Source organism: Salmonella sp. 2020_1459, from assembly GCF_043847915.1.
Classification (GTDB): Bacteria; Pseudomonadota; Gammaproteobacteria; order Enterobacterales; family Enterobacteriaceae; genus Salmonella; species Salmonella enterica.
In genome coordinates, this window is record NZ_JBCMFA010000002.1 from 341,269 (window position 1) to 359,843 (window position 18,575).

At 51.9% G+C, this 18,575-nt stretch carries 16 protein-coding genes; 12 read left to right on the top strand and 4 right to left on the bottom strand.

Annotated elements, in window-relative coordinates; all coding sequences use genetic code 11:
• Nucleotides 1–81: 81 nt before the first annotated feature.
• Together fhuF and ACH0VJ_RS06565 are read left to right on the top strand one after the other, a co-directional pair.
• A complete protein-coding gene (fhuF, locus tag ACH0VJ_RS06560; RefSeq protein WP_000331541.1) occupies nt 82–870 on the top strand; it encodes a siderophore-iron reductase FhuF in 789 nt (262 codons plus the stop codon).
• A gap of 150 nt (nt 871–1,020) precedes the next feature.
• Nucleotides 1,021–1,479 (top strand): YbaK/EbsC family protein, encoded by a 459-nt coding sequence (locus ACH0VJ_RS06565; protein ID WP_000058276.1) that lies wholly within the window; start codon nt 1,021–1,023, stop codon nt 1,477–1,479.
• 50 nt (nt 1,480–1,529) lie between these two features.
• Here ACH0VJ_RS06565 and bglJ read toward each other — a convergent pair whose 3' ends face one another.
• Together bglJ and ACH0VJ_RS06575 are read right to left on the bottom strand one after the other, a co-directional pair.
• Nucleotides 1,530–2,204: a DNA-binding transcriptional activator BglJ gene (gene bglJ / locus ACH0VJ_RS06570; RefSeq protein ID WP_000431547.1), complete on the bottom strand. Its 675-nt coding sequence runs from the start codon at nt 2,202–2,204 to the stop codon at nt 1,530–1,532.
• Nucleotides 2,165–2,890, bottom strand: coding sequence for a response regulator transcription factor (locus ACH0VJ_RS06575; RefSeq protein ID WP_000936655.1), 726 nt, complete (start codon nt 2,888–2,890; stop codon nt 2,165–2,167). The genes bglJ and ACH0VJ_RS06575 overlap by 40 nt, the downstream gene beginning before the upstream one ends.
• Nucleotides 2,891–3,602: 712 nt before the next feature.
• On the opposite strand from ACH0VJ_RS06575, the gene ACH0VJ_RS06580 reads away from it, so the two are divergent.
• The 6 genes from ACH0VJ_RS06580 (at nt 3,603) to opgB (ending at nt 9,308) form a co-directional block, all read left to right on the top strand.
• Nucleotides 3,603–4,379, top strand: a complete 777-nt coding sequence (locus ACH0VJ_RS06580; RefSeq protein ID WP_001727653.1) for a threonine/serine exporter ThrE family protein — start codon at nt 3,603–3,605, stop codon at nt 4,377–4,379.
• A complete protein-coding gene (locus ACH0VJ_RS06585; RefSeq protein ID WP_000511329.1) occupies nt 4,370–4,843 on the top strand; it encodes a threonine/serine exporter in 474 nt (157 codons plus the stop codon). Before ACH0VJ_RS06580 ends, ACH0VJ_RS06585 begins: the two co-directional genes overlap by 10 nt.
• Before the next feature lie 92 nt (nt 4,844–4,935).
• Nucleotides 4,936–5,475 (top strand): primosomal protein DnaT, encoded by a 540-nt coding sequence (gene dnaT, locus ACH0VJ_RS06590; protein ID WP_000098581.1) that lies wholly within the window; start codon nt 4,936–4,938, stop codon nt 5,473–5,475.
• 2 nt (nt 5,476–5,477) lie between these two features.
• Entirely contained in the window at nt 5,478–6,215 is a 738-nt protein-coding gene (gene dnaC, locus ACH0VJ_RS06595) for a DNA replication protein DnaC (RefSeq protein WP_000799924.1), read from the top strand.
• A gap of 57 nt (nt 6,216–6,272) precedes the next feature.
• On the top strand, nt 6,273–6,734 hold the full coding sequence (locus ACH0VJ_RS06600; protein WP_001090314.1) for a DUF2501 domain-containing protein: 462 nt from the start codon (nt 6,273–6,275) through the stop codon (nt 6,732–6,734).
• A gap of 282 nt (nt 6,735–7,016) precedes the next feature.
• Nucleotides 7,017–9,308: a phosphatidylglycerol--membrane-oligosaccharide glycerophosphotransferase gene (gene opgB, locus ACH0VJ_RS06605; RefSeq protein ID WP_001292713.1), complete on the top strand. Its 2,292-nt coding sequence runs from the start codon at nt 7,017–7,019 to the stop codon at nt 9,306–9,308.
• Nucleotides 9,309–9,477: 169 nt separating this feature from the next.
• Here opgB and tsr read toward each other — a convergent pair whose 3' ends face one another.
• A complete protein-coding gene (gene tsr / locus ACH0VJ_RS06610) occupies nt 9,478–11,139 on the bottom strand; it encodes a methyl-accepting chemotaxis protein (protein ID WP_000919511.1) in 1,662 nt (553 codons plus the stop codon).
• 366 nt (nt 11,140–11,505) lie between these two features.
• Between tsr and btsT the strand changes: the two genes are divergently transcribed.
• From btsT to yjiA, 3 genes are all read left to right on the top strand, one after another.
• A complete protein-coding gene (btsT, locus tag ACH0VJ_RS06615) occupies nt 11,506–13,656 on the top strand; it encodes a pyruvate/proton symporter BtsT (protein WP_000379929.1) in 2,151 nt (716 codons plus the stop codon).
• Nucleotides 13,657–13,750: 94 nt separating this feature from the next.
• Nucleotides 13,751–13,954: a YbdD/YjiX family protein gene (locus ACH0VJ_RS06620; RefSeq protein WP_000460616.1), complete on the top strand. Its 204-nt coding sequence runs from the start codon at nt 13,751–13,753 to the stop codon at nt 13,952–13,954.
• A gap of 10 nt (nt 13,955–13,964) precedes the next feature.
• Nucleotides 13,965–14,921: a GTPase gene (yjiA, locus tag ACH0VJ_RS06625; RefSeq protein WP_000612222.1), complete on the top strand. Its 957-nt coding sequence runs from the start codon at nt 13,965–13,967 to the stop codon at nt 14,919–14,921.
• Nucleotides 14,922–15,036: 115 nt separating this feature from the next.
• Here yjiA and ACH0VJ_RS06630 read toward each other — a convergent pair whose 3' ends face one another.
• Nucleotides 15,037–16,005 (bottom strand): hypothetical protein, encoded by a 969-nt coding sequence (locus ACH0VJ_RS06630; RefSeq protein WP_000452024.1) that lies wholly within the window; start codon nt 16,003–16,005, stop codon nt 15,037–15,039.
• A 141-nt stretch (nt 16,006–16,146) separates the two neighbouring features.
• Here ACH0VJ_RS06630 and hsdR point away from each other — a divergent pair, with 141 nt between their 5' ends.
• On the top strand, nt 16,147–18,570 hold the full coding sequence (gene hsdR, locus ACH0VJ_RS06635) for an EcoAI/FtnUII family type I restriction enzme subunit R (protein WP_000774453.1): 2,424 nt from the start codon (nt 16,147–16,149) through the stop codon (nt 18,568–18,570).
• Nucleotides 18,571–18,575 lie beyond the last annotated feature (5 nt).

Below are 18,575 nucleotides of genomic sequence, written 5' to 3' on the forward strand. Positions count from 1 at the left end.
CATAAACCGCTTGCCATCGTTTATCGCTATCGATAGGATTAGCAATCATTATCATTTAGATTAACATCATTAAACTGCGCTATGGCCTACCGTTCCGCACCGATTGCTGACGATATTATCTGGCGAGCCGCTCCCCAGCCGGAAGACGCCTCGCTGGCGGACGCAGTACGCGAGACGATCGCCTCTACCCGTAAGCACCTGTTGGACTTCATCCGGCTGGATGAAACGCCGCCGCCAACGGCAATGACTCTTGCCCAGTGGACGCGCCCCGCGACGTTTCGTTCATTGCTGGCCGCCTATTCCGATCACATCTATCGGCACACGCCAGGCCTGGCACGTGAAAATAAGCCGTTACTCTCCCTGTGGGCGCAATGGTATATCGGGCTGATGGCGCCGCCGCTGATGCTGGCATTACTGACGCAAGCGCGCGCTATCGATGTCTCGGCAGAACATATTCACGTTGAATTTCATGAAACCGGGCGCGCCGCGTGTTTCTGGCTTGATGTGCATCAGGATAACCTGGCAACGGGGCGTTCCCCGGAAGAACGAATGGAAACGCTGATAGTCTCCGCACTACAGCCGGTCATTCAGGCGCTGGAGGCGACTGGCGACATCAACGCGAAACTTATCTGGAGCAATACCGGTTATTTAATCAACTGGTATCTGACTGAGATGAAACCGCTGCTTGGCGAAGCCCTGCTGGCAACGCTACGCCAGCGCTGTTTTTTTGAAAAGCAGCTATCCGACGGTCAGGATAACCCGCTGTGGCGGACCGTCGTAATGCGCGACGGTCTTCTGGTACGCAGAACCTGCTGCCAACGTTACCGCTTACCTGACGTACAGCAGTGCGGCGACTGCACGTTAAAGTAAACCGCGTTACGTTGCCTTCAGTTATCGTCACGGCTTACTGCTGCTGGCCTGTCACATTATTATATTTACAGCGGCGCTCTCCGTATGCCAAATTACGTTTTGCCATTTTTGGGTCTACCGTGGCTATTGGTAAGGTCTCAGGAGAGAAGAATGAGTCTGCAATCTGTACGGCAATTTCTGGCCGATCATGCTCCCGATATTGAAATTATCGAATTAAATCAAAGTACAGCGACTGTCGAGCTGGCAGCCAAAGCGCACAACGTAGAGCCAGGGCAGATAGCTAAAACGCTCTCGCTTAAAGTAAAAGACACCATTATCCTGGTGGTCGCGAAAGGCGATGCCCGCCTGGATAATAAGAAGCTTAAAACCACTTTCGGCGCAAAAGCCCGTATGTTGAGCAGCGATGAAGTGGTCAATGCAACCGGACATCCTGTCGGCGGCGTATGTCCCTTTGGGCTGGAGCACCCGCTGCCCGTTTATTGCGACATCTCTCTGAAGGGGTATAACGAAGTATTGCCTGCCGCAGGCGCCACGCACAGCGCGGTACGCATCACGCCGGAAAGAATGGCTGAACTGACATCGGCGACCTGGGTAGACGTGTGCCAATAACGTGCCTGACACCCGGATTCCCCGAACAAGCACGGCGCATCCGGCGCGGGCTATACCCGATGCTGGAGCGCGGTACCATCTCCGGCGCGCAGATATAACAGAATATCCGCAGCATCGAGTAACCCGGCATCAGAACTCACGCCCAGCTTGGACATCACATTAAACTTATGCGCCCGGATAGTCTTAATGTTACGTTCTAGCTGGACGGCAATTTGCGGCATTGAGTAGCCGTTCGACATGAAACGCAGAATCTCCCGCTCGGTTGGACTAAGCATACAATTCTGGTGAAGTTCCCAAAGATTGTCTGTACGCTCCGTTGTCCGCCGGGCGCTATTAAGCGATGTAAATAAGGCATCCTGTAAAACATCCAACGGCGACGCTTTGCTGATGACCCCATCCAGCGGCAGCGGGGATAATGCGCTGATTAAGCGGGCTTCAGCATCATCATCGGCAATCACCAGACGCCGCATATGGGGATAATTTATCGCCAGTTCCGTCAGGCTGGATAATCCTGTCCGGCGTTCAGTTCTTAACGCAGAAAGAGAAAAAATAACGGCAGAAAACGGCGTCTTTAGCGCAGCCTTATAAAACGCGGATGGTTTTGAAAAAATATGAAGCGTATGTCGGCAATCCGGCATTGCATCAAATAGCCCTTTAATACCAATGGTGCTCATCACGCATTTTTCTACGAGCGCAACATTTCTCTTGCTGATTCTGTTTTCCATTCCATGGTTTCTCCATATACCGAAGGTAGGTTCAATTCTCTGGCTCCCTGAGAACTGTTTATCCATGCATACATCTCTGCATTACTGTGTATTGATAAGCGTCGCATGGCGCTATTTTTTTGGGCGCTAATTGTTTTATTACTTTTTTTAAGTAACGCCGCAATTTGGTTAATGCCCCACCCTTTTCCTAAAAGGCGTAATACTTTTCGTTCAGACAGCGTAAGGACAATCGGCCTGTCGTGGGCCTGCTGAATTTCAGACGGTACCTGAGGCGATAATAACGTTTTACTTATTCTTTCTGAGCGAGCGTTTCCCGCATGGATAACGCTAATAAGATTCTCGATTGGCTCTTCGTCTGAAAGCAAGGTGCTGACGGGGCCCATCAGGAGATCAACCGCATGTGGATAGCTGGATTTAGGAACCAGAAATACCCAATGTATGTCGCGATATTGCGAGATTAAGCTATAAAAATATTCGCAGATAGCGCGGGGAGAGGCATTGTTAACTGCTAAATCAGCAATAACTAAATTACTTCGGCGTAGCTGTAGCAGCGTTAGCTCTTCTATCGTACGGCAATACGCCAGTTTATAATCGGGGAAATTACCTGTTATAGCCCCTTTAAGGCCTTCCTGTATAAGGGGGGTTTTACTGATAATAAGTCCATTTTTGCAGCATCCTGGCAGCATAATTCCTCCGCACCCACGCCGCCACTTTTCATTGCCCCATTAATAAAAACACTATTAACAATGATCGCAAAGAAATATAGGCCGAGTGGATTAATTATCCTTGTTTTATTTTTAAATATCTAACATTGATTGCGCTACAATCCACATAGCACAAAAACATGAAATCACTATCGCATAGTTACTCATAAAACCAGAAGCAAGACAATTAAATTAACTAAATTTGCACATTAGCAATTCTAACGAAAACGCATCATATTAATAAATTTAAAATATGAGTTCGCCCTTCATTCATATTGCTGAGTCCTAAAACAAAAGCCCAACAATACTGTCCACCATCCATAAAACCCATGTAATATCTACGAATTACACTAAGTCATGCCTATTTTTACGCCCGCTGCTCACGCCATTGTGGTTAAACCATTAATGCATATAGTTGATAAAATTCACCACATCATTGATTCAAAAATGAGCGGCCAGGCTGGCATAATGCCTCTATTCTGGAAACGGACATACGAGAACCGTCGCCCATAAGGATATCCTGCCTGTGACGAAGCGCACGTCTCAGGAAGCTTATGCGTTGCGTCTGGTGGTTGACGTTTTTATCAACAAGAAATTGATCTTAACCAACGCCATCATGCCTGCGCTTCGTGTTAAAAAGAAAGCCTCTGTCATAGTGGCGGCGCATAGAATGTCTTTTCGGACAGGACGAGTCATGCAAGAAGAGCAATCAATTCAACGAGCAGTAACACGGTTATGTATTCAATGCGGGCTGCTTTTATTGCAGCACGGGGCGGAAAGCGCACTGGTTGATGAGCTTTCCACCCGCCTCGGTTTGGCGCTCGGTATGGATAGCGTCGAAAGCGCGATCTCCTCTAACGCCATTGTCCTGACGACCATTAAAGACGGACAATGTCTGACATCGACACGTAAAAACCAGGATCGCGGCATTAATATGCACGTCGTCACGGAGGTTCAGCATATCGTTATCCTCGCGGAACATCGTCTGCTGGATTACAAAGGCGTGGAAAAACGCTTTAGCCAGCTCCGCCCGCTGCGTTATCCGCGCTGGCTGGTGGCGTTTATGGTCGGTCTTTCCTGCTCCTGCTTTTGTAAGCTGAATAATGGCGGCTGGGATGGCGCGGTTATCACCTTTTTCGCCAGTATGATAGCCATGTATATCCGCCAGATGCTGGCGCAGCGGCATTTACATCCGCAGATCAATTTTTGCATTACCGCCTTTGTCGCTACCACGATTTCCGGGCTGATGCTCACCCTTCCCGCCTTTAGCCAGACGCCCACTATCGCCATGGCGGCGAGCGTACTGCTACTGGTGCCGGGCTTTCCGCTGATTAATTCCGTCGCAGATATGTTTAAAGGACATATTAATACCGGGCTGGCGCGCTGGGCTATCGCCAGCCTGTTGACACTGGCCACCTGTGTGGGCGTAGTGATGTCAATGACAGTATGGGGGCTACGAGGATGGGTATAATCGACTTTTTACTGGCGCTAATGCAGGACATGATCTTGTCTGCGATCCCCGCCGTCGGGTTTGCGATGGTCTTTAATGTTCCCCACCGGGCGCTTCCGTGGTGCGCGCTACTGGGGGCGCTGGGTCATGGCTCGCGTATGCTGATGATGAGCGCTGGCTTTAATATCGAATGGTCGACGTTTATGGCTTCGCTGCTGGTCGGCAGTATTGGTATTCAGTGGTCACGCTGGTATCTCGCTCACCCTAAAGTGTTTACCGTCGCGGCCGTGATCCCGATGTTTCCGGGGATTTCCGCCTATACCGCGATGATTTCCGCAGTAAAAATTAGCCATCTGGGCTATAGCGAACCGATGATGATTACGCTGCTGACCAATTTTCTGAAAGCCTCTTCCATTGTTGGCGCGCTCTCAATTGGCCTCTCTGTACCGGGATTATGGCTGTACCGCAAACGCCCCCGCGTGTGAATGGTGGAACGCCTCCTGCTGTTCTTACAGGTCTGTGTGGTACTATAAAAACAGTCGCCCTTCTCGGTTGTTGTTCCATATTGAGAAACATTATGTCTTCCAGAATTTTAACGTCGAACGTCATCGGTATTGACGCCCTTTTACACGATCATCATGCTGTGCTGGCGAAGTCAACGGGCGGCGCAGTGGCGGTATTCGCTAATAATGCGCCTGCATTTTATGCCGTGACGCCTGCACGCATGGCTGAACTGCTGGCGCTTGAAGAAAAGTTATCACGTCCGGGAAGCGATGTGGCGTTAGACGCGCAATTTTACGAAGAACCCGAAGCCGCCCCCGTTGCGATTCCCTGCGGAAAATTCGCCATGTATCCCGCCTGGCAACCGGATGCGGATTTTCAGCGTCAGGCTGCCCTTTGGGGCGTGGCGCTTCGGGAGCCGGTCACCGCAGAAGAGCTGGCGGCGTTTATCGCCTACTGGCAGGCGGAAGGTAAGGTTTTTCACCATATCCAGTGGCAGCAAAAGCTGGCGCGCAGCGTGCAAATCAGCCGTTCCAGCAATGGCGGAATGCCGCAGCGCGACATCAATAGCGTCAGCGAACCTGACAATCATATTCCACCAGGTTTTAGGGGGTAACGATGAAAAATGTTGGCGACCTGATGCAGCGTCTACAAAAAATGATGCCTGCGCATATTACGCCGGCGTTTAAAACGGGCGAAGAATTGCTGGCGTGGCAGAAAGAGCAAGGCGAGATCCGGGCGGCAGCGCTGGCGCGGGAAAATCGGGCGATGAAAATGCAGCGCACCTTTAACCGTTCCGGCATTCGACCGCTGCATCAAAACTGTTCGTTTGATAACTATCGGGTTGAGTGCGACGGACAAATGAACGCGTTAAGCAAAGCCCGACAGTACGTTGATGAATTTGACGGCAATATCGCCAGCTTTGTCTTTTCCGGCAAGCCGGGAACCGGTAAAAACCATCTCGCCGCGGCTATTTGTAACGAGCTGCTGCTGCGCGGAAAGTCAGTACTGATTATCACCGTAGCGGATATTATGTCAGCGATGAAAGACACGTTCAGCAATCGGGAAACCAGCGAAGAGCAGTTGCTTAACGATCTGAGTAACGTTGATCTGTTGGTGATCGACGAGATCGGCGTGCAGACCGAATCCCGCTATGAAAAAGTGATCATCAATCAAATTGTCGATCGTCGTTCCTCGTCAAAACGTCCCACCGGCATGTTGACGAACAGCAATATGGAAGAGATGACGAAAATGCTTGGCGAACGCGTCATGGACCGTATGCGTCTCGGCAACAGTTTATGGGTTAATTTTACCTGGGACAGTTACCGCAGCCGGGTGACAGGTAAAGAGTATTAAATTGCAACGTGCGCCAGGGCGATACGACGCCTGGCTGGCATAACACAGGTGATTACCATGAATACAGCGAAACATGTTCTGTGCTGCGCGGCGATCGCCAGCGTACTGATTTCCACCAGCGGTATTGCCGCCAGTCAGCTAAGCGCTCAGGGCGCGAACGCACAGCAGGGCGGGATGTCGCTTTCTGCGCTAACCGGTCTGCTCAGCAGAGGTGCCCAGTCACTCAGCGCCGATAATATGAATAATGCCGCCGGTATTTTGCAGTACTGCGCCAAACAGAAGCTGGCGTCCGCTACCAACGTGGAAAACGTTAAAAATCAGATTCTGAACAAGTTGGGGTTGGATACCACACAGCAGGAGCAGGACACTAACTACCTGAACGGCCTGCAAGGGTTGCTCAAGACGAAGGACGGCCAGCAGTTGAACCTCAATAATATCGGCAGTACGCCGCTGGCGGAAAAGGTGAAAACCAAAGCTTGCGATCTGGTGTTACAGCAAGGGCTGAATTTCCTCTCCTGACTGCGTTTTCCTGACCGTGCGCCACGCTGGGACGCCCTGATAAAAGCCGTGTTTTGGCCCTTTACCCGCCAACACGGCATTAACCCGATTTTTCTCTTCGTCTTTTCCTGTTATTAGCCGCTATGTCAGGAAGTGATGCCGATCAAAAAACCAACTTTCTAAACTCATTCTAAATAACAGCGCCGTGTAAAGTCATTAGAATTGCAGCAATGTGACATCGCTATTACATTGTTAGAAATTTTTTCCTGCCAGCGATAAGCCTGGTTTATTGAGGATCGTCAGTTGTCCGAGTTGCTCTCTGTCGCTCTGTTTCTCGCCTCTGTGCTGATATATGCCTGGAAGGCGGGCCGTAACACCTGGTGGTTTGCCGCCACTCTCACGGTGCTGGGACTTTTTGTCATTCTGAATATTACCCTGTATGCCAGCGACTATTTTACCGGCGACGGGATCAACGACGCAGTGCTTTATACGCTCACGAATAGTCTGACGGGAGCGGGAGTCGGCAAATATATTCTGCCGGGAATCGGTATTGCCCTGGCGTTAGTGGCGGTATTTGGCGCGCTGGGATGGGTACTACGCCGCCGCCGTCACCATCCTCATCATGTCGGTTACAGCCTGCTGGCGTTACTGCTGGCGTTAGGTTCGGTCGACGCCAGCCCGGCGTTTCGCCAGATTACCGAACTGGTAAAATCACAAATGCGCGATGGCGATCCGGATTTTGCCGTTTATTATAAAGAACCAGCAAAAACCATTCCTCATCCGAAGCTCAATCTGGTCTATATCTACGGCGAGAGCCTGGAACGGACCTATTTTGATAATGACGCTTTCCCCAATCTCACGCCAGAGTTGGGCGCGCTGAAAAATGAGGGGCTGGATTTCAGCCATACCATGCAACTGCCGGGAACGGATTACACCATCGCCGGGATGGTGGCTTCCCAGTGCGGTATTCCGCTGTTTGCGCCGTTTGAGGGCAATGCGTCCGCGTCGGTTTCCAGCTTCTTCCCGCAGAATATCTGCCTCGGCGATATTCTGAAAAACTCCGGCTACCAGAACTATTTCGTGCAGGGCGCTAACCTGCGTTTTGCCGGGAAAGACGTGTTCCTGAAATCACACGGATTTGATCATCTGTACGGCGCTGAAGAGCTAAAAACGGTGGTGGCGGACCCGTCTTATCGTAACGACTGGGGCTTCTACGACGATACGGTGCTTGATGAGGCATGGAAGAAATTTGAAGCGCTTTCCCGCTCAGGCCAGCGTTTTTCGCTGTTTACGCTGACCGTAGATACTCACCACCCGGACGGGTTTATCTCACGCACCTGCAACCGCAAACGCTACGATTACGACGGCAAGCCCAACCAGTCCTTTAGCGCCGTAAGTTGCAGCCAGGAAAACATCGCCGAGTTTATCAACAAAATCAAAGCGTCACCGTGGTTTAAAGATACCGTTATCGTCGTCTCTTCCGACCATCTGGCGATGAATAATACGGCCTGGAAGTACCTGAATAAGCAAGATCGCAACAATCTGTTTTTCATTCTGCGCGGCGATAAACCGCAGCAGGAGACGCTGGCGGTCAAACGCAACACGATGGACAACGGCGCAACGGTGCTGGATATTCTCGGCGGCGATAATTTTATCGGTCTGGGACGTAGCAGCCTTTCCGGGCAGTCGCTGTCGGAAGTGTTCCTGAATGTAAAAGAGAAAGTGCTGGCGATGAAGCCGGATATCATTCGCCTGTGGAATTTCCCGAAAGAGATAAAAGATTTTACCGTCGATCGGGACAAAAACATGATCGCGTTTTCCGGGAGCCACTTCCGCCTGCCGTTACTACTGCGCGTATCGGATAAGCGCGTCGAGCCGTTACCGGAAAGTGAATACTCCGCTCCGCTACGGTTCCAGTTGGCCGACTTCGCCCCGCGCGATAATTTCGTTTGGATCGATCGCTGCTACAAAATGGCGCAGCTATGGGCGCCGGCGCTGGCGCTCTCCACCGACTGGTGCGTCTCGCAGGGGCAGCTTGGCGGGCAGCAAACCGTACAGCATGTCGATAAAGCGCAGTGGCAGGGTAAGACGGCGTTTAAAGACACGATGATCGATATGGAACGCTACAAAGGCAACGTCGATACCTTAAAGATTGTCGATAACGATATTCGTTATAAAGCCGATAGCTTTATCTTTAATGTGGCGGGCGCGCCGGAGGAGGTGAAGCAGTTTAGCGGCATTTCCCGGCCGGAGTCCTGGGGGCGCTGGTCAAATGCGCAGTTGGGCGATGAGGTTAAAATCGAATATAAAGCGCCGCTGCCGAAAAAGTTTGATCTGGTGATCACCGCCAAAGCCTTCGGCGACAACGCGAATCGCCCGATTCCGGTACGCGTAGGCAACGAAGAACAGACGCTGGTGCTGGGTCACGATGTGTCCACTATCACGCTGCATTTCAACAACCCGACGGACGCGAATACCTTAGTCATTGCGCCGCCCGCTCCCGTCGCCACCAACGAAGGTAATATTTTGGGCCATTCGCCGCGCAAATTGGGGATTGGCATGGTGGAGATCAAAGTGGTGAATGTTGAGAGTTAAAAGAGAATGTCATATATGCCGGGTGGCGGCTGCGCCTTACCCGGCCTACACATCATCTTTATCAATAAACTGGCGCACAGGCCTGGTAAGCGCTACGCCATCAGGCAAAAGTGTGAACATCTCATCCGGCCTACGGTCGTCTGTAGGCCGACTGTTCACCACTACGCCCTTAAAACGTTTCCCAATTATCGCTGCCGTCGGCCACAGCGGCCTTTGGTGACGACACGGCTGCCGGGGTTTTTACCGCAGCCACTTCACGCGCACGCTGCTGTTGCTGGTGAATACGGAACACCGCGACGGCCTGGGTCAGACGGCTGGCTTGCTCTTCCAGCGCCGCAGCCGCGGCGGCGGACTCTTCCACCAGCGAGGCGTTCTGCTGCGTTACGCGATCCATCTCCGCTACCGCCAGGCCCACCTGGTCGATACCACGGCTTTGCTCGTCGGACGCCGAGGCAATCTCGCCCATGATATCGGTCACGCGGGTCACTGCATTGACGATCTCATCCATGGTTTCACCGGCGCTTTCGACCAGCGTCGACCCCACATCAACACGGCTCACGGAATCCTCAATCAGACTCTTGATCTCTCGTGCCGCCTGCGCGCTACGCTGGGCCAGATTACGGACTTCACCGGCTACCACCGCGAACCCGCGTCCCTGCTCGCCTGCGCGCGCCGCTTCTACCGCCGCATTCAGCGCCAGGATATTGGTCTGGAAAGCAATACCGTCGATTACGCTGATAATATCGGCGATTTTCTGCGAACTGGAGGCGATATCGCGCATTGTTTGTACGACGTTATCCACCACTTTGCCGCCTTTTTGCGCTGTTTCAGAGGCGCTCAATGCCAGGTGACTGGCCTGACGGGCGTTTTCGGCGTTCTGTTTCACGGTGGCGGTCAGTTGTTCCATACTGGCGGCGGTCTCTTCCAGAGACGCTGCCTGCTGCTCAGTACGGGAAGAGAGATCGTTGTTGCCCATCGCAATCTCGCTGGCGCCGCTATAGATCGCATTCGCGCCGTTACGTACATCGCCAACGGTACGCATCAGTTCACTTTGCATATGACGCAGGTTTTCAGCCAACTGCCCCATTTCGTTGGAGCCTTCCACGTCGATACGCTTCACCAGATCGCCGCTGGCGATATGACGAATGCTTTCAATCAGACGATTCATCGGGGCAATAAGCGACAGTTTGATGCCGAACCAGACGGCGATAATGACCACCAGAACGGCAATCAGCACACTGACCAGTACCCACATCGCCTGGTTGTAGGAACTGTTGTTATCCTCAACAGCAATATCGTACAGACGATCGTTTTGCTGCATATAGGCCATGTACTGCTTCTCAAAAGCGTCCTGATAGCTTTGAGTCGGTTGATCAAAAAACTCGTTAATCTTACCCGCGCCAAGAAGCTGAATAAGCTCCGCCAACGCGCCGTGGTAGATATCATAGGTTCGTTTGATCTCAAGGAAAGCCGCTTCACTCTGACGTGGATCGCGCGGTAACGCCTCATACTGCGCCCAGTTTTTTTCGGTCAGCTTCAGCGTATTGGTCGCCCCCTGCATCAGTTCAGCGACAGTTGCGCCGCTGCCAATATTGCTCTGGTCCATCATCCAGCGGATACCCGCGCGATTCAGGGTATTACGCGTTTGCAACAGCTCCACCCAGGTTGCATTCAGGGCAGACTGCTGCTGACGAATGGTTTGCAATACGGTGAAGTTTTCTTTGTCATTCTTCAGCGAGTTGAAGAACAGCCCGCCGGATGTCAGTTGTAAAAGGCCAAATAGCGCCAATACCAGCAGTAAGCTGGTAACAATTTTAATTCGCTTTAACATGTTTTCTCTTTCCGCTAGACAGATACAGAATTTTCGGCCTGGAAAGGGAAAACTTTATGGGATGCGCGCCATTAATATCACGATTAGCTCAGTGAAGTCGTTATGACGCCCCGCGCAACAAGGATCGTCCCATTTTATATCGTGATCTCAATCACATAAAATAGCCCACGCCCTCCTCCGCGAAACCGCTTACCGGTACGTCCGACCGCTTAAACCGCCATACAACCACTCACTGATTTACCTAACTTTACGCGCGCGATGATCTGGCAAGATCCTCTCAGCATAGCAGTCAATCTACCTCCTCAAACACGAACTCAATATCCACCCAGCTTCGGCTGATAATTAAACTTACAACCAGGTTTTACTATGGATACGAAAAAGATATTCAAGCACATACCCTGGGTGATTCTCGGAATCATCGGTGCTTTCTGCCTCTCGGTCGTTGCCCTACGTCGGGGTGAACACGTGAGCGCCCTGTGGATCGTGGTCGCTTCCGTTTCCGTCTATCTGGTGGCTTACCGCTACTACAGCCTGTATATCGCCCAGAAGGTCATGAAACTCGACCCGACGCGCGCGACGCCGGCGGTTATCAATAACGACGGCCTGAACTACGTGCCGACTAACCGCTACGTGCTGTTTGGTCACCACTTCGCCGCCATCGCCGGCGCAGGTCCGCTGGTCGGGCCGGTATTGGCTGCGCAGATGGGCTATCTGCCGGGGACACTGTGGTTACTGGCGGGCGTGGTGCTCGCGGGCGCAGTGCAGGACTTTATGGTGCTGTTCATCTCTTCCCGCCGTAACGGCGCCTCTCTTGGCGAGATGATCAAAGAAGAGATGGGTACCGTTCCAGGCACCATCGCGCTGTTCGGCTGCTTCTTAATTATGATCATCATCCTCGCGGTGCTGGCATTAATCGTGGTTAAAGCTCTGGCCGAAAGCCCGTGGGGTGTCTTCACCGTCTGCTCCACGGTGCCGATTGCGCTGTTTATGGGCATCTACATGCGCTTCCTGCGTCCGGGACGCGTAGGCGAAGTCTCCGTTATTGGTATCGTGCTGCTGGTGGCGTCTATTTACTTCGGCGGCGTGATTGCCCACGACCCGTACTGGGGCCCGGCGCTGACCTTTAAAGACACCACCATTACCTTCGCGCTGATCGGCTACGCCTTTGTTTCCGCGCTGCTGCCGGTATGGCTGATCCTTGCCCCGCGCGACTATCTCGCTACCTTCCTGAAAATCGGCGTGATCGTCGGTCTGGCGCTGGGGATTGTGATCCTCAACCCGGAACTGAAAATGCCGGCATTGACGCAATATGTCGACGGTACTGGCCCGCTGTGGAAAGGCGCCCTGTTCCCGTTCCTGTTCATCACCATCGCCTGTGGCGCCGTCTCTGGCTTCCACGCGCTCATCTCTTCCGGTACCACGCCGAAACTGCTGGCCTGTGAGACCGATGCGCGTTTTATCGGCTACGGCGCGATGCTGATGGAGTCCTTTGTTGCGGTGATGGCGCTGGTGGCGGCCTCGATCATTGAACCGGGTCTCTACTTCGCGATGAACACCCCGCCGGCAGGTCTGGGCATTACCATGCCAAACCTGCACGAGATGGGCGGCGAGAACGCGCCGCTGATTATGGCGCAGTTGAAAGACGTTACCGCACATGCAGCGGCGACCGTCAGCTCCTGGGGCTTTGTGATTTCCCCGGAACAAATCCTGCAAACTGCGAAAGATATCGGTGAACCGTCAGTATTGAACCGCGCAGGCGGCGCGCCAACGCTGGCAGTAGGTATCGCGCACGTGTTCCACAAAGTCCTGCCGATGGCGGATATGGGCTTCTGGTATCACTTCGGTATTCTGTTCGAAGCACTGTTTATCCTGACCGCACTGGATGCGGGTACCCGTTCTGGCCGCTTTATGTTGCAGGATTTGCTGGGTAACTTCGTCCCGTTCCTGAAAAAAACCGATTCTCTGGTCGCGGGTATCATCGGTACCGCAGGCTGCGTCGGTTTGTGGGGCTATCTGCTGTATCAGGGCGTGGTCGACCCACTGGGCGGCGTGAAGAGCCTGTGGCCGCTGTTCGGTATCTCTAACCAGATGCTGGCCGCCGTGGCGCTGGTGTTGAGCACCGTGGTACTGATCAAAATGCAGCGCACCAAGTACATCTGGGTAACGGTGATCCCGGCGGTATGGCTGCTGATCTGCACCACCTGGGCACTGGGCCTGAAACTGTTCAGCGCCAACCCACAGATGGAAGGTTTCTTCTACATGGCAAACCTGTATAAAGAGAAGATTGCCAACGGCACCAACCTGACCGAGCAGCAGATTGCCAACATGAACCATATCGTGGTGAACAACTACACTAACGCTGGTTTGAGTATTCTGTTCCTGGTGGTGGTGTACAGTATTATCTTCTACGGTTTCACCACCTGGATGAAGGTACGCAACAGCGATAAACGTACCGACAAAGAAACCCCGTATGTGCCCGTGCCGGAAGGCGGCGTGAAGATCTCTTCACACCACTAAAACTGATGCCGGGTAGCGCACAGCGATCCCGGCTAGTGTAGGCCGGATAAGGCGCAAGCCGCCATCCGGCTTTATTCATTAACAGGACGGCAGAATGTTTGATACTTTAGGTCAGGCAAAAAAATATCTCGGCCAGGCGGCAAAAATGTTGATTGGTATTCCGGACTACGACAACTATGTCGAGCACATGAAAACCAACCATCCCGACAAGCCGTACATGACCTATGAAGAGTTCTTCCGCGAACGTCAGCAAGCACGTTACGGCGGCGATGGCAAAGGCGGTATGCGCTGTTGTTAATGGAGAGACTATGATCCCGATTGCAGTTACCCTACTTACCGGTTTTCTTGGTGCCGGCAAAACCACCCTACTACGCCATATCCTCAACGAACAACATGGTTTTAAAATTGCTGTTATCGAAAACGAATTTGGCGAAGTCTCCGTTGACGATCAACTGATTGGCGATCGCGCCACACAGATCAAAACCCTGACTAACGGCTGCATCTGCTGTACCCGCTCCAACGAGCTGGAAGATGCGCTATTAGACCTGCTCGACAGCCGCGACCGCGGCGATATTGCTTTCGACCGTCTGGTGATTGAATGCACCGGCATGGCTGACCCCGGCCCGATTATTCAGACCTTTTTCTCCCATGACGTATTATGCGAACGCTACCTGTTAGACGGCGTGATTGCGCTGGTCGACGCGGTGCACGCTAACGAGCAGATGAACCAGTTCACCATCGCCCAGTCGCAGATAGGCTACGCCGACCGTATCCTGCTGACCAAAACCGACGTGGCAGGCGACAGCGAGAAACTGCGCGAGCGGCTGGCGCGTATCAACGCCCGCGCCCCGGTTTACACCGTGGTACACGGCGATATTGACCTGAGTCAGTTGTTTAATACCAGCGGCTTTATGCTGGAAGAGAACGTGCTGGCAAGCCAACCGCGTTTCCACTTTATTGCCGATAAACAGAACGATGTGTCGTCAATTGTGGTGGAGCTGGATTACCCGGTGGATATCAGCGAGGTTTCGCGGGTGATGGAAAACCTGCTGCTGGAATCAGCGGATAAACTGCTGCGTTACAAAGGGATGCTGTGGATCGACGGCGCCCCCAACCGCCTGCTGTTCCAGGGCGTGCAGCGTCTCTACAGCGCCGACTGGGACAGACCGTGGGGCGACGAAACGCCGCACAGCACGCTGGTATTTATCGGGATCCAGTTGCCGGAAGACGAGATCAGAGCGGCGTTTGCGGGGTTAAGGAAGTAACCCGCATCAAGGCCATCACAGAATGATGGCCTTCAGAGCAGATATGGCACTCTCTATTCACCGTTAGCATATTATATCTTCCACCAGCGCACCACTACATAATGATAAATACAAACTACCTTAACCACGAGGGGATATTATACTCCGGCAAAGGCTCCACACTATAAGTATCTCTCCTGTCGCTCCCTTTTTTGCAGGTGATCTCATAGAAACCCCACTTATCATTTTTATCCGAATAAAACACAGTATATTTATCAGTATTAAAACCAAAATATTTTTCGTTTTTATTCTTCACTTCCAATTCACCGCACTTTGCTTCATTGCGCCATTCATGGTTGATGGTCTTTTTTAGCACAAAATAAGCGACATCACCAATCAACACAGGAACAAGCAGAAACAAAAACATAGACATAATAAAAGCACCTGTTAATGTAAAGATTCGATACCCTTTTGCTTTATCACCGTAACGCAGAAATAGCCCATAGCAAATAGGTTGTGATAACCACAGGAAAAACATAAGAAATGCGGTGGCTTTCCAACAATATTCTAACCATGGAGAAGAGGATAGCTCCAGATTACTGATTTGCCAGAAAATACTGGCAGAGTAACTACTAGTAAAAACAAAAACACCTGAAAATGCGGTAACCGCCAAGCCGATTACCTTAAAGGTTTTTGCTGTATTATTTCTGGCAAAATCTAAAATAGTCAAAATGCTACTAATGAGGATAGAGACTGAAAATAAAATAGCTAACCAATACGTTATGGTGTTGACAAACACATTAGCAGACAACAACAAAAGCAAAAAAATTGACCATGCAGTTAGCGATAGAATACCAGCAAACCGAGTCAATAAATGATCATTGTCTGTGCGTACAAAGAAACTGATATATTCCCTAATTCGATTTTCTTGAGTGCAAGAGAATATTAGAATAGATACAAAGAGAAATGCAACCAGGTAACTTTTTAAAGGAACTTTATAGGGGATTAAATAGATTGCGATCACGCCATAGACAATCACCGCAGAATCTAATTTTTTCTGTTTAAAATGTTTAAGAAAGGATCTCCAAATCTTAATAACTTCCATATTAAAACCTTATATGTTGGGTACAGAATTCACGAATTCATCTAAAACAGAGACTTAACACCAATAATGCACACAGAGTGTAATGATTTCATCTGATTTTGTGTGTAGAATTTGCGCATCGCTATTCGATGAGAATCCCCAATGGCTGACCTGAACCTGAGTACCCTGACGGAAGCAGACATCATCACCAAACGCGTTATGCCCGCCATCCTGAAAGCTGGCTGGGATAACACAACTCAAATCCGACAGGAAGTCAAACTCCGGGACGGTAAGGTCATCGTGCGCGGCAAAGTCGCGGCGCGTAGAACGGTGAAATCTGCCGATATCGTGCTGTACCACAAATTAAACATGCCGCTGGCGGTGATCGAAGCTAAAGCCAATAAACATGAAATCGGCAAAGGTATGCAGCAGGCGCTGGGTTATGCGCACCTGCTGGACGTTCCTTTCGTCTTCGCTACCAATGGCGATGGCTTTATCTTCCATGATAAAACGGCAACCGGCGCGATTGAGCGAGAAATTACCCTCGACGAATTCCCAACGCCTGACGAATTATGGCAAAAATACTGCGTCTGGAAGGGTTACACGCAAGCCCAGCTCCCGGTGATTACTCAGGACTACTACGACGATAACACCGGCAAATCGCCGCGCTACTATCAGCTACAGGCCATCAACAAAACCATTGAAGCCGTCTCAGCCGGGCAAGACCGCGTTCTGCTGGTGATGGCGACTGGAACGGGGAAAACCTACACCGCCTTCCAGATAATCTGGCGCTTATGGAAAGCCAAAAGTAAGAAGCGGATCCTGTTCCTCGCCGATCGCAACATTCTGGTCGATCAGACCAAGAACAACGACTTCCTGCCGTTTGGCACGGCGATGACCAAGGTCACCGGGCGCACCATCGACCCGGCCTTTGAAATCCATCTCGCGCTGTACCAGGCCATCACCGGCCCGGAAGAAGAACAAAAAGCCTTTAAACAGGTAGCGCCGGATTTCTTTGACCTGATTGTGATCGACGAATGCCATCGCGGCAGCGCTTCGGAAGACAGCGCGTGGCGCGAAATCCTCGACTATTTCAGCACCTCCACGCAGATTGGCTTAACCGCCACGCCGAAAGAGACTCATGAAGTCTCCAGCACCGATTACTTCGGCGACCCGGTATATATCTACTCGCTGAAAGAAGGTATCGAAGACGGTTTCCTTGCCCCTTATAAAGTGGTGCGCGTCGATATCGACGTCGATCTTCAGGGCTGGCGTCCCACCAAAGGCCAGACGGATAAAAACGGTGAGCTGATCGACGACCGTATCTACAACCAGAAAGATTTTGATCGCACGATGGTGATTGATGAACGCACCGAACTGGTGGCAAAAACCATTACCGATTACCTCAAGCGCACCAACCCGATGGATAAAACCATCATCTTCTGTAACGACATCGATCACGCGGAGCGCATGCGCCGCGCGCTGGTCAATCTCAACCCGGAACAGGTCAAAAAGAACGACAAGTACGTGATGAAAATCACCGGCGATGACGACATCGGCAAAGCCCAGCTGGATAACTTTATTAACCCTAAAAAGGCCTATCCGGTTATCGCCACCACCTCCGAGCTGATGACCACCGGCGTCGACGCAAAGACCTGCAAACTGGTGGTGCTGGACCAAAACATTCAGTCGATGACCAAATTCAAGCAGATCATCGGCCGCGGCACCCGCATCGATGAACGCTACGGCAAGCTATGGTTCACCATCCTCGACTTCAAAAAGGCCACCGAACTGTTTGCCGACGAACGCTTCGACGGCATCCCGGAAAAGGTGATGGATACCACGCCGGAAGATATCGCCGACCCGGACTCTGATTTTGAAGAGCAGTTCGACGAGCACGAAGAAGAGACTGAAGATGACATCACCGGTGCCGATGAAGATCCCGCGCCGTATACCGTCACCGGTTCAGACGATGTCGGCCCGCTGCCGGAAGACGATGAAAATAAAGTGCGCAAGTTCCACGTCAACGGCGTCGCCGTCGGCGTAATCGCCCAGCGCGTGCAGTATTACGATGCCGACGGCAAGCTGGTCACCGAGTCGTTCAAAGATTACACCCGCAAAACGTTGCTCAAAGAGTACGCCTCGCTGGATGATTTCACCCGCAAATGGCAGGACGCCGAACGCAAAGAGGCCATCATCAAGGAGCTGGAGCAGCAGGGGATCATCTGGGAAGTGCTGGCGGAAGAGGTCGGTAAAGAGCTCGACCCGTTCGACATGCTGTGCCACGTGGTGTATGGTCAGCCGCCGTTAACCCGCAAAGAGCGGGCGGAGAACGTGCGTAAGCGCAACTACTTCACCAAATACTCCGACGCCGCGCAGGCGGTGCTGAATACGCTGCTGGATAAATACGCCGATGCGGGCGTGCAGGAAATAGAGAGTATTCAGGTGCTGAAACTCAAGCCGTTCGACAGCATGGGTACGCTACCGGAGATCATTAAAAGCGGATTCGGCGACCGTAACGGGTATAATCAGGCCATCAGCGAGCTGGAGAGCGAAATCTACCACTTACCGCCCCGCTCCGCGTAACCACT

Bases quoted from the DNA above. Each gene is read 5' to 3' on its own strand.
- fhuF (WP_000331541.1), top strand. From the start codon at position 82: ATGGCCTACCGTTCCGCACCGATTGCTGACGATATTATCTGGCGAGCC.
- ACH0VJ_RS06565 (WP_000058276.1), top strand. From the start codon at position 1,021: ATGAGTCTGCAATCTGTACGGCAATTTCTGGCCGATCATGCTCCCGAT.
- bglJ (WP_000431547.1), bottom strand. From the start codon at position 2,204: ATGGAAAACAGAATCAGCAAGAGAAATGTTGCGCTCGTAGAAAAATGC.
- ACH0VJ_RS06575 (WP_000936655.1), bottom strand. From the start codon at position 2,890: ATGCTGCCAGGATGCTGCAAAAATGGACTTATTATCAGTAAAACCCCC.
- ACH0VJ_RS06580 (WP_001727653.1), top strand. From the start codon at position 3,603: ATGCAAGAAGAGCAATCAATTCAACGAGCAGTAACACGGTTATGTATT.
- ACH0VJ_RS06585 (WP_000511329.1), top strand. From the start codon at position 4,370: ATGGGTATAATCGACTTTTTACTGGCGCTAATGCAGGACATGATCTTG.
- dnaT (WP_000098581.1), top strand. From the start codon at position 4,936: ATGTCTTCCAGAATTTTAACGTCGAACGTCATCGGTATTGACGCCCTT.
- dnaC (WP_000799924.1), top strand. From the start codon at position 5,478: ATGAAAAATGTTGGCGACCTGATGCAGCGTCTACAAAAAATGATGCCT.
- ACH0VJ_RS06600 (WP_001090314.1), top strand. From the start codon at position 6,273: ATGAATACAGCGAAACATGTTCTGTGCTGCGCGGCGATCGCCAGCGTA.
- tsr (WP_000919511.1), bottom strand. From the start codon at position 11,139: ATGTTAAAGCGAATTAAAATTGTTACCAGCTTACTGCTGGTATTGGCG.
- btsT (WP_000379929.1), top strand. From the start codon at position 11,506: ATGGATACGAAAAAGATATTCAAGCACATACCCTGGGTGATTCTCGGA.
- ACH0VJ_RS06620 (WP_000460616.1), top strand. From the start codon at position 13,751: ATGTTTGATACTTTAGGTCAGGCAAAAAAATATCTCGGCCAGGCGGCA.
- yjiA (WP_000612222.1), top strand. From the start codon at position 13,965: ATGATCCCGATTGCAGTTACCCTACTTACCGGTTTTCTTGGTGCCGGC.
- ACH0VJ_RS06630 (WP_000452024.1), bottom strand. From the start codon at position 16,005: ATGGAAGTTATTAAGATTTGGAGATCCTTTCTTAAACATTTTAAACAG.
- hsdR (WP_000774453.1), top strand. From the start codon at position 16,147: ATGGCTGACCTGAACCTGAGTACCCTGACGGAAGCAGACATCATCACC.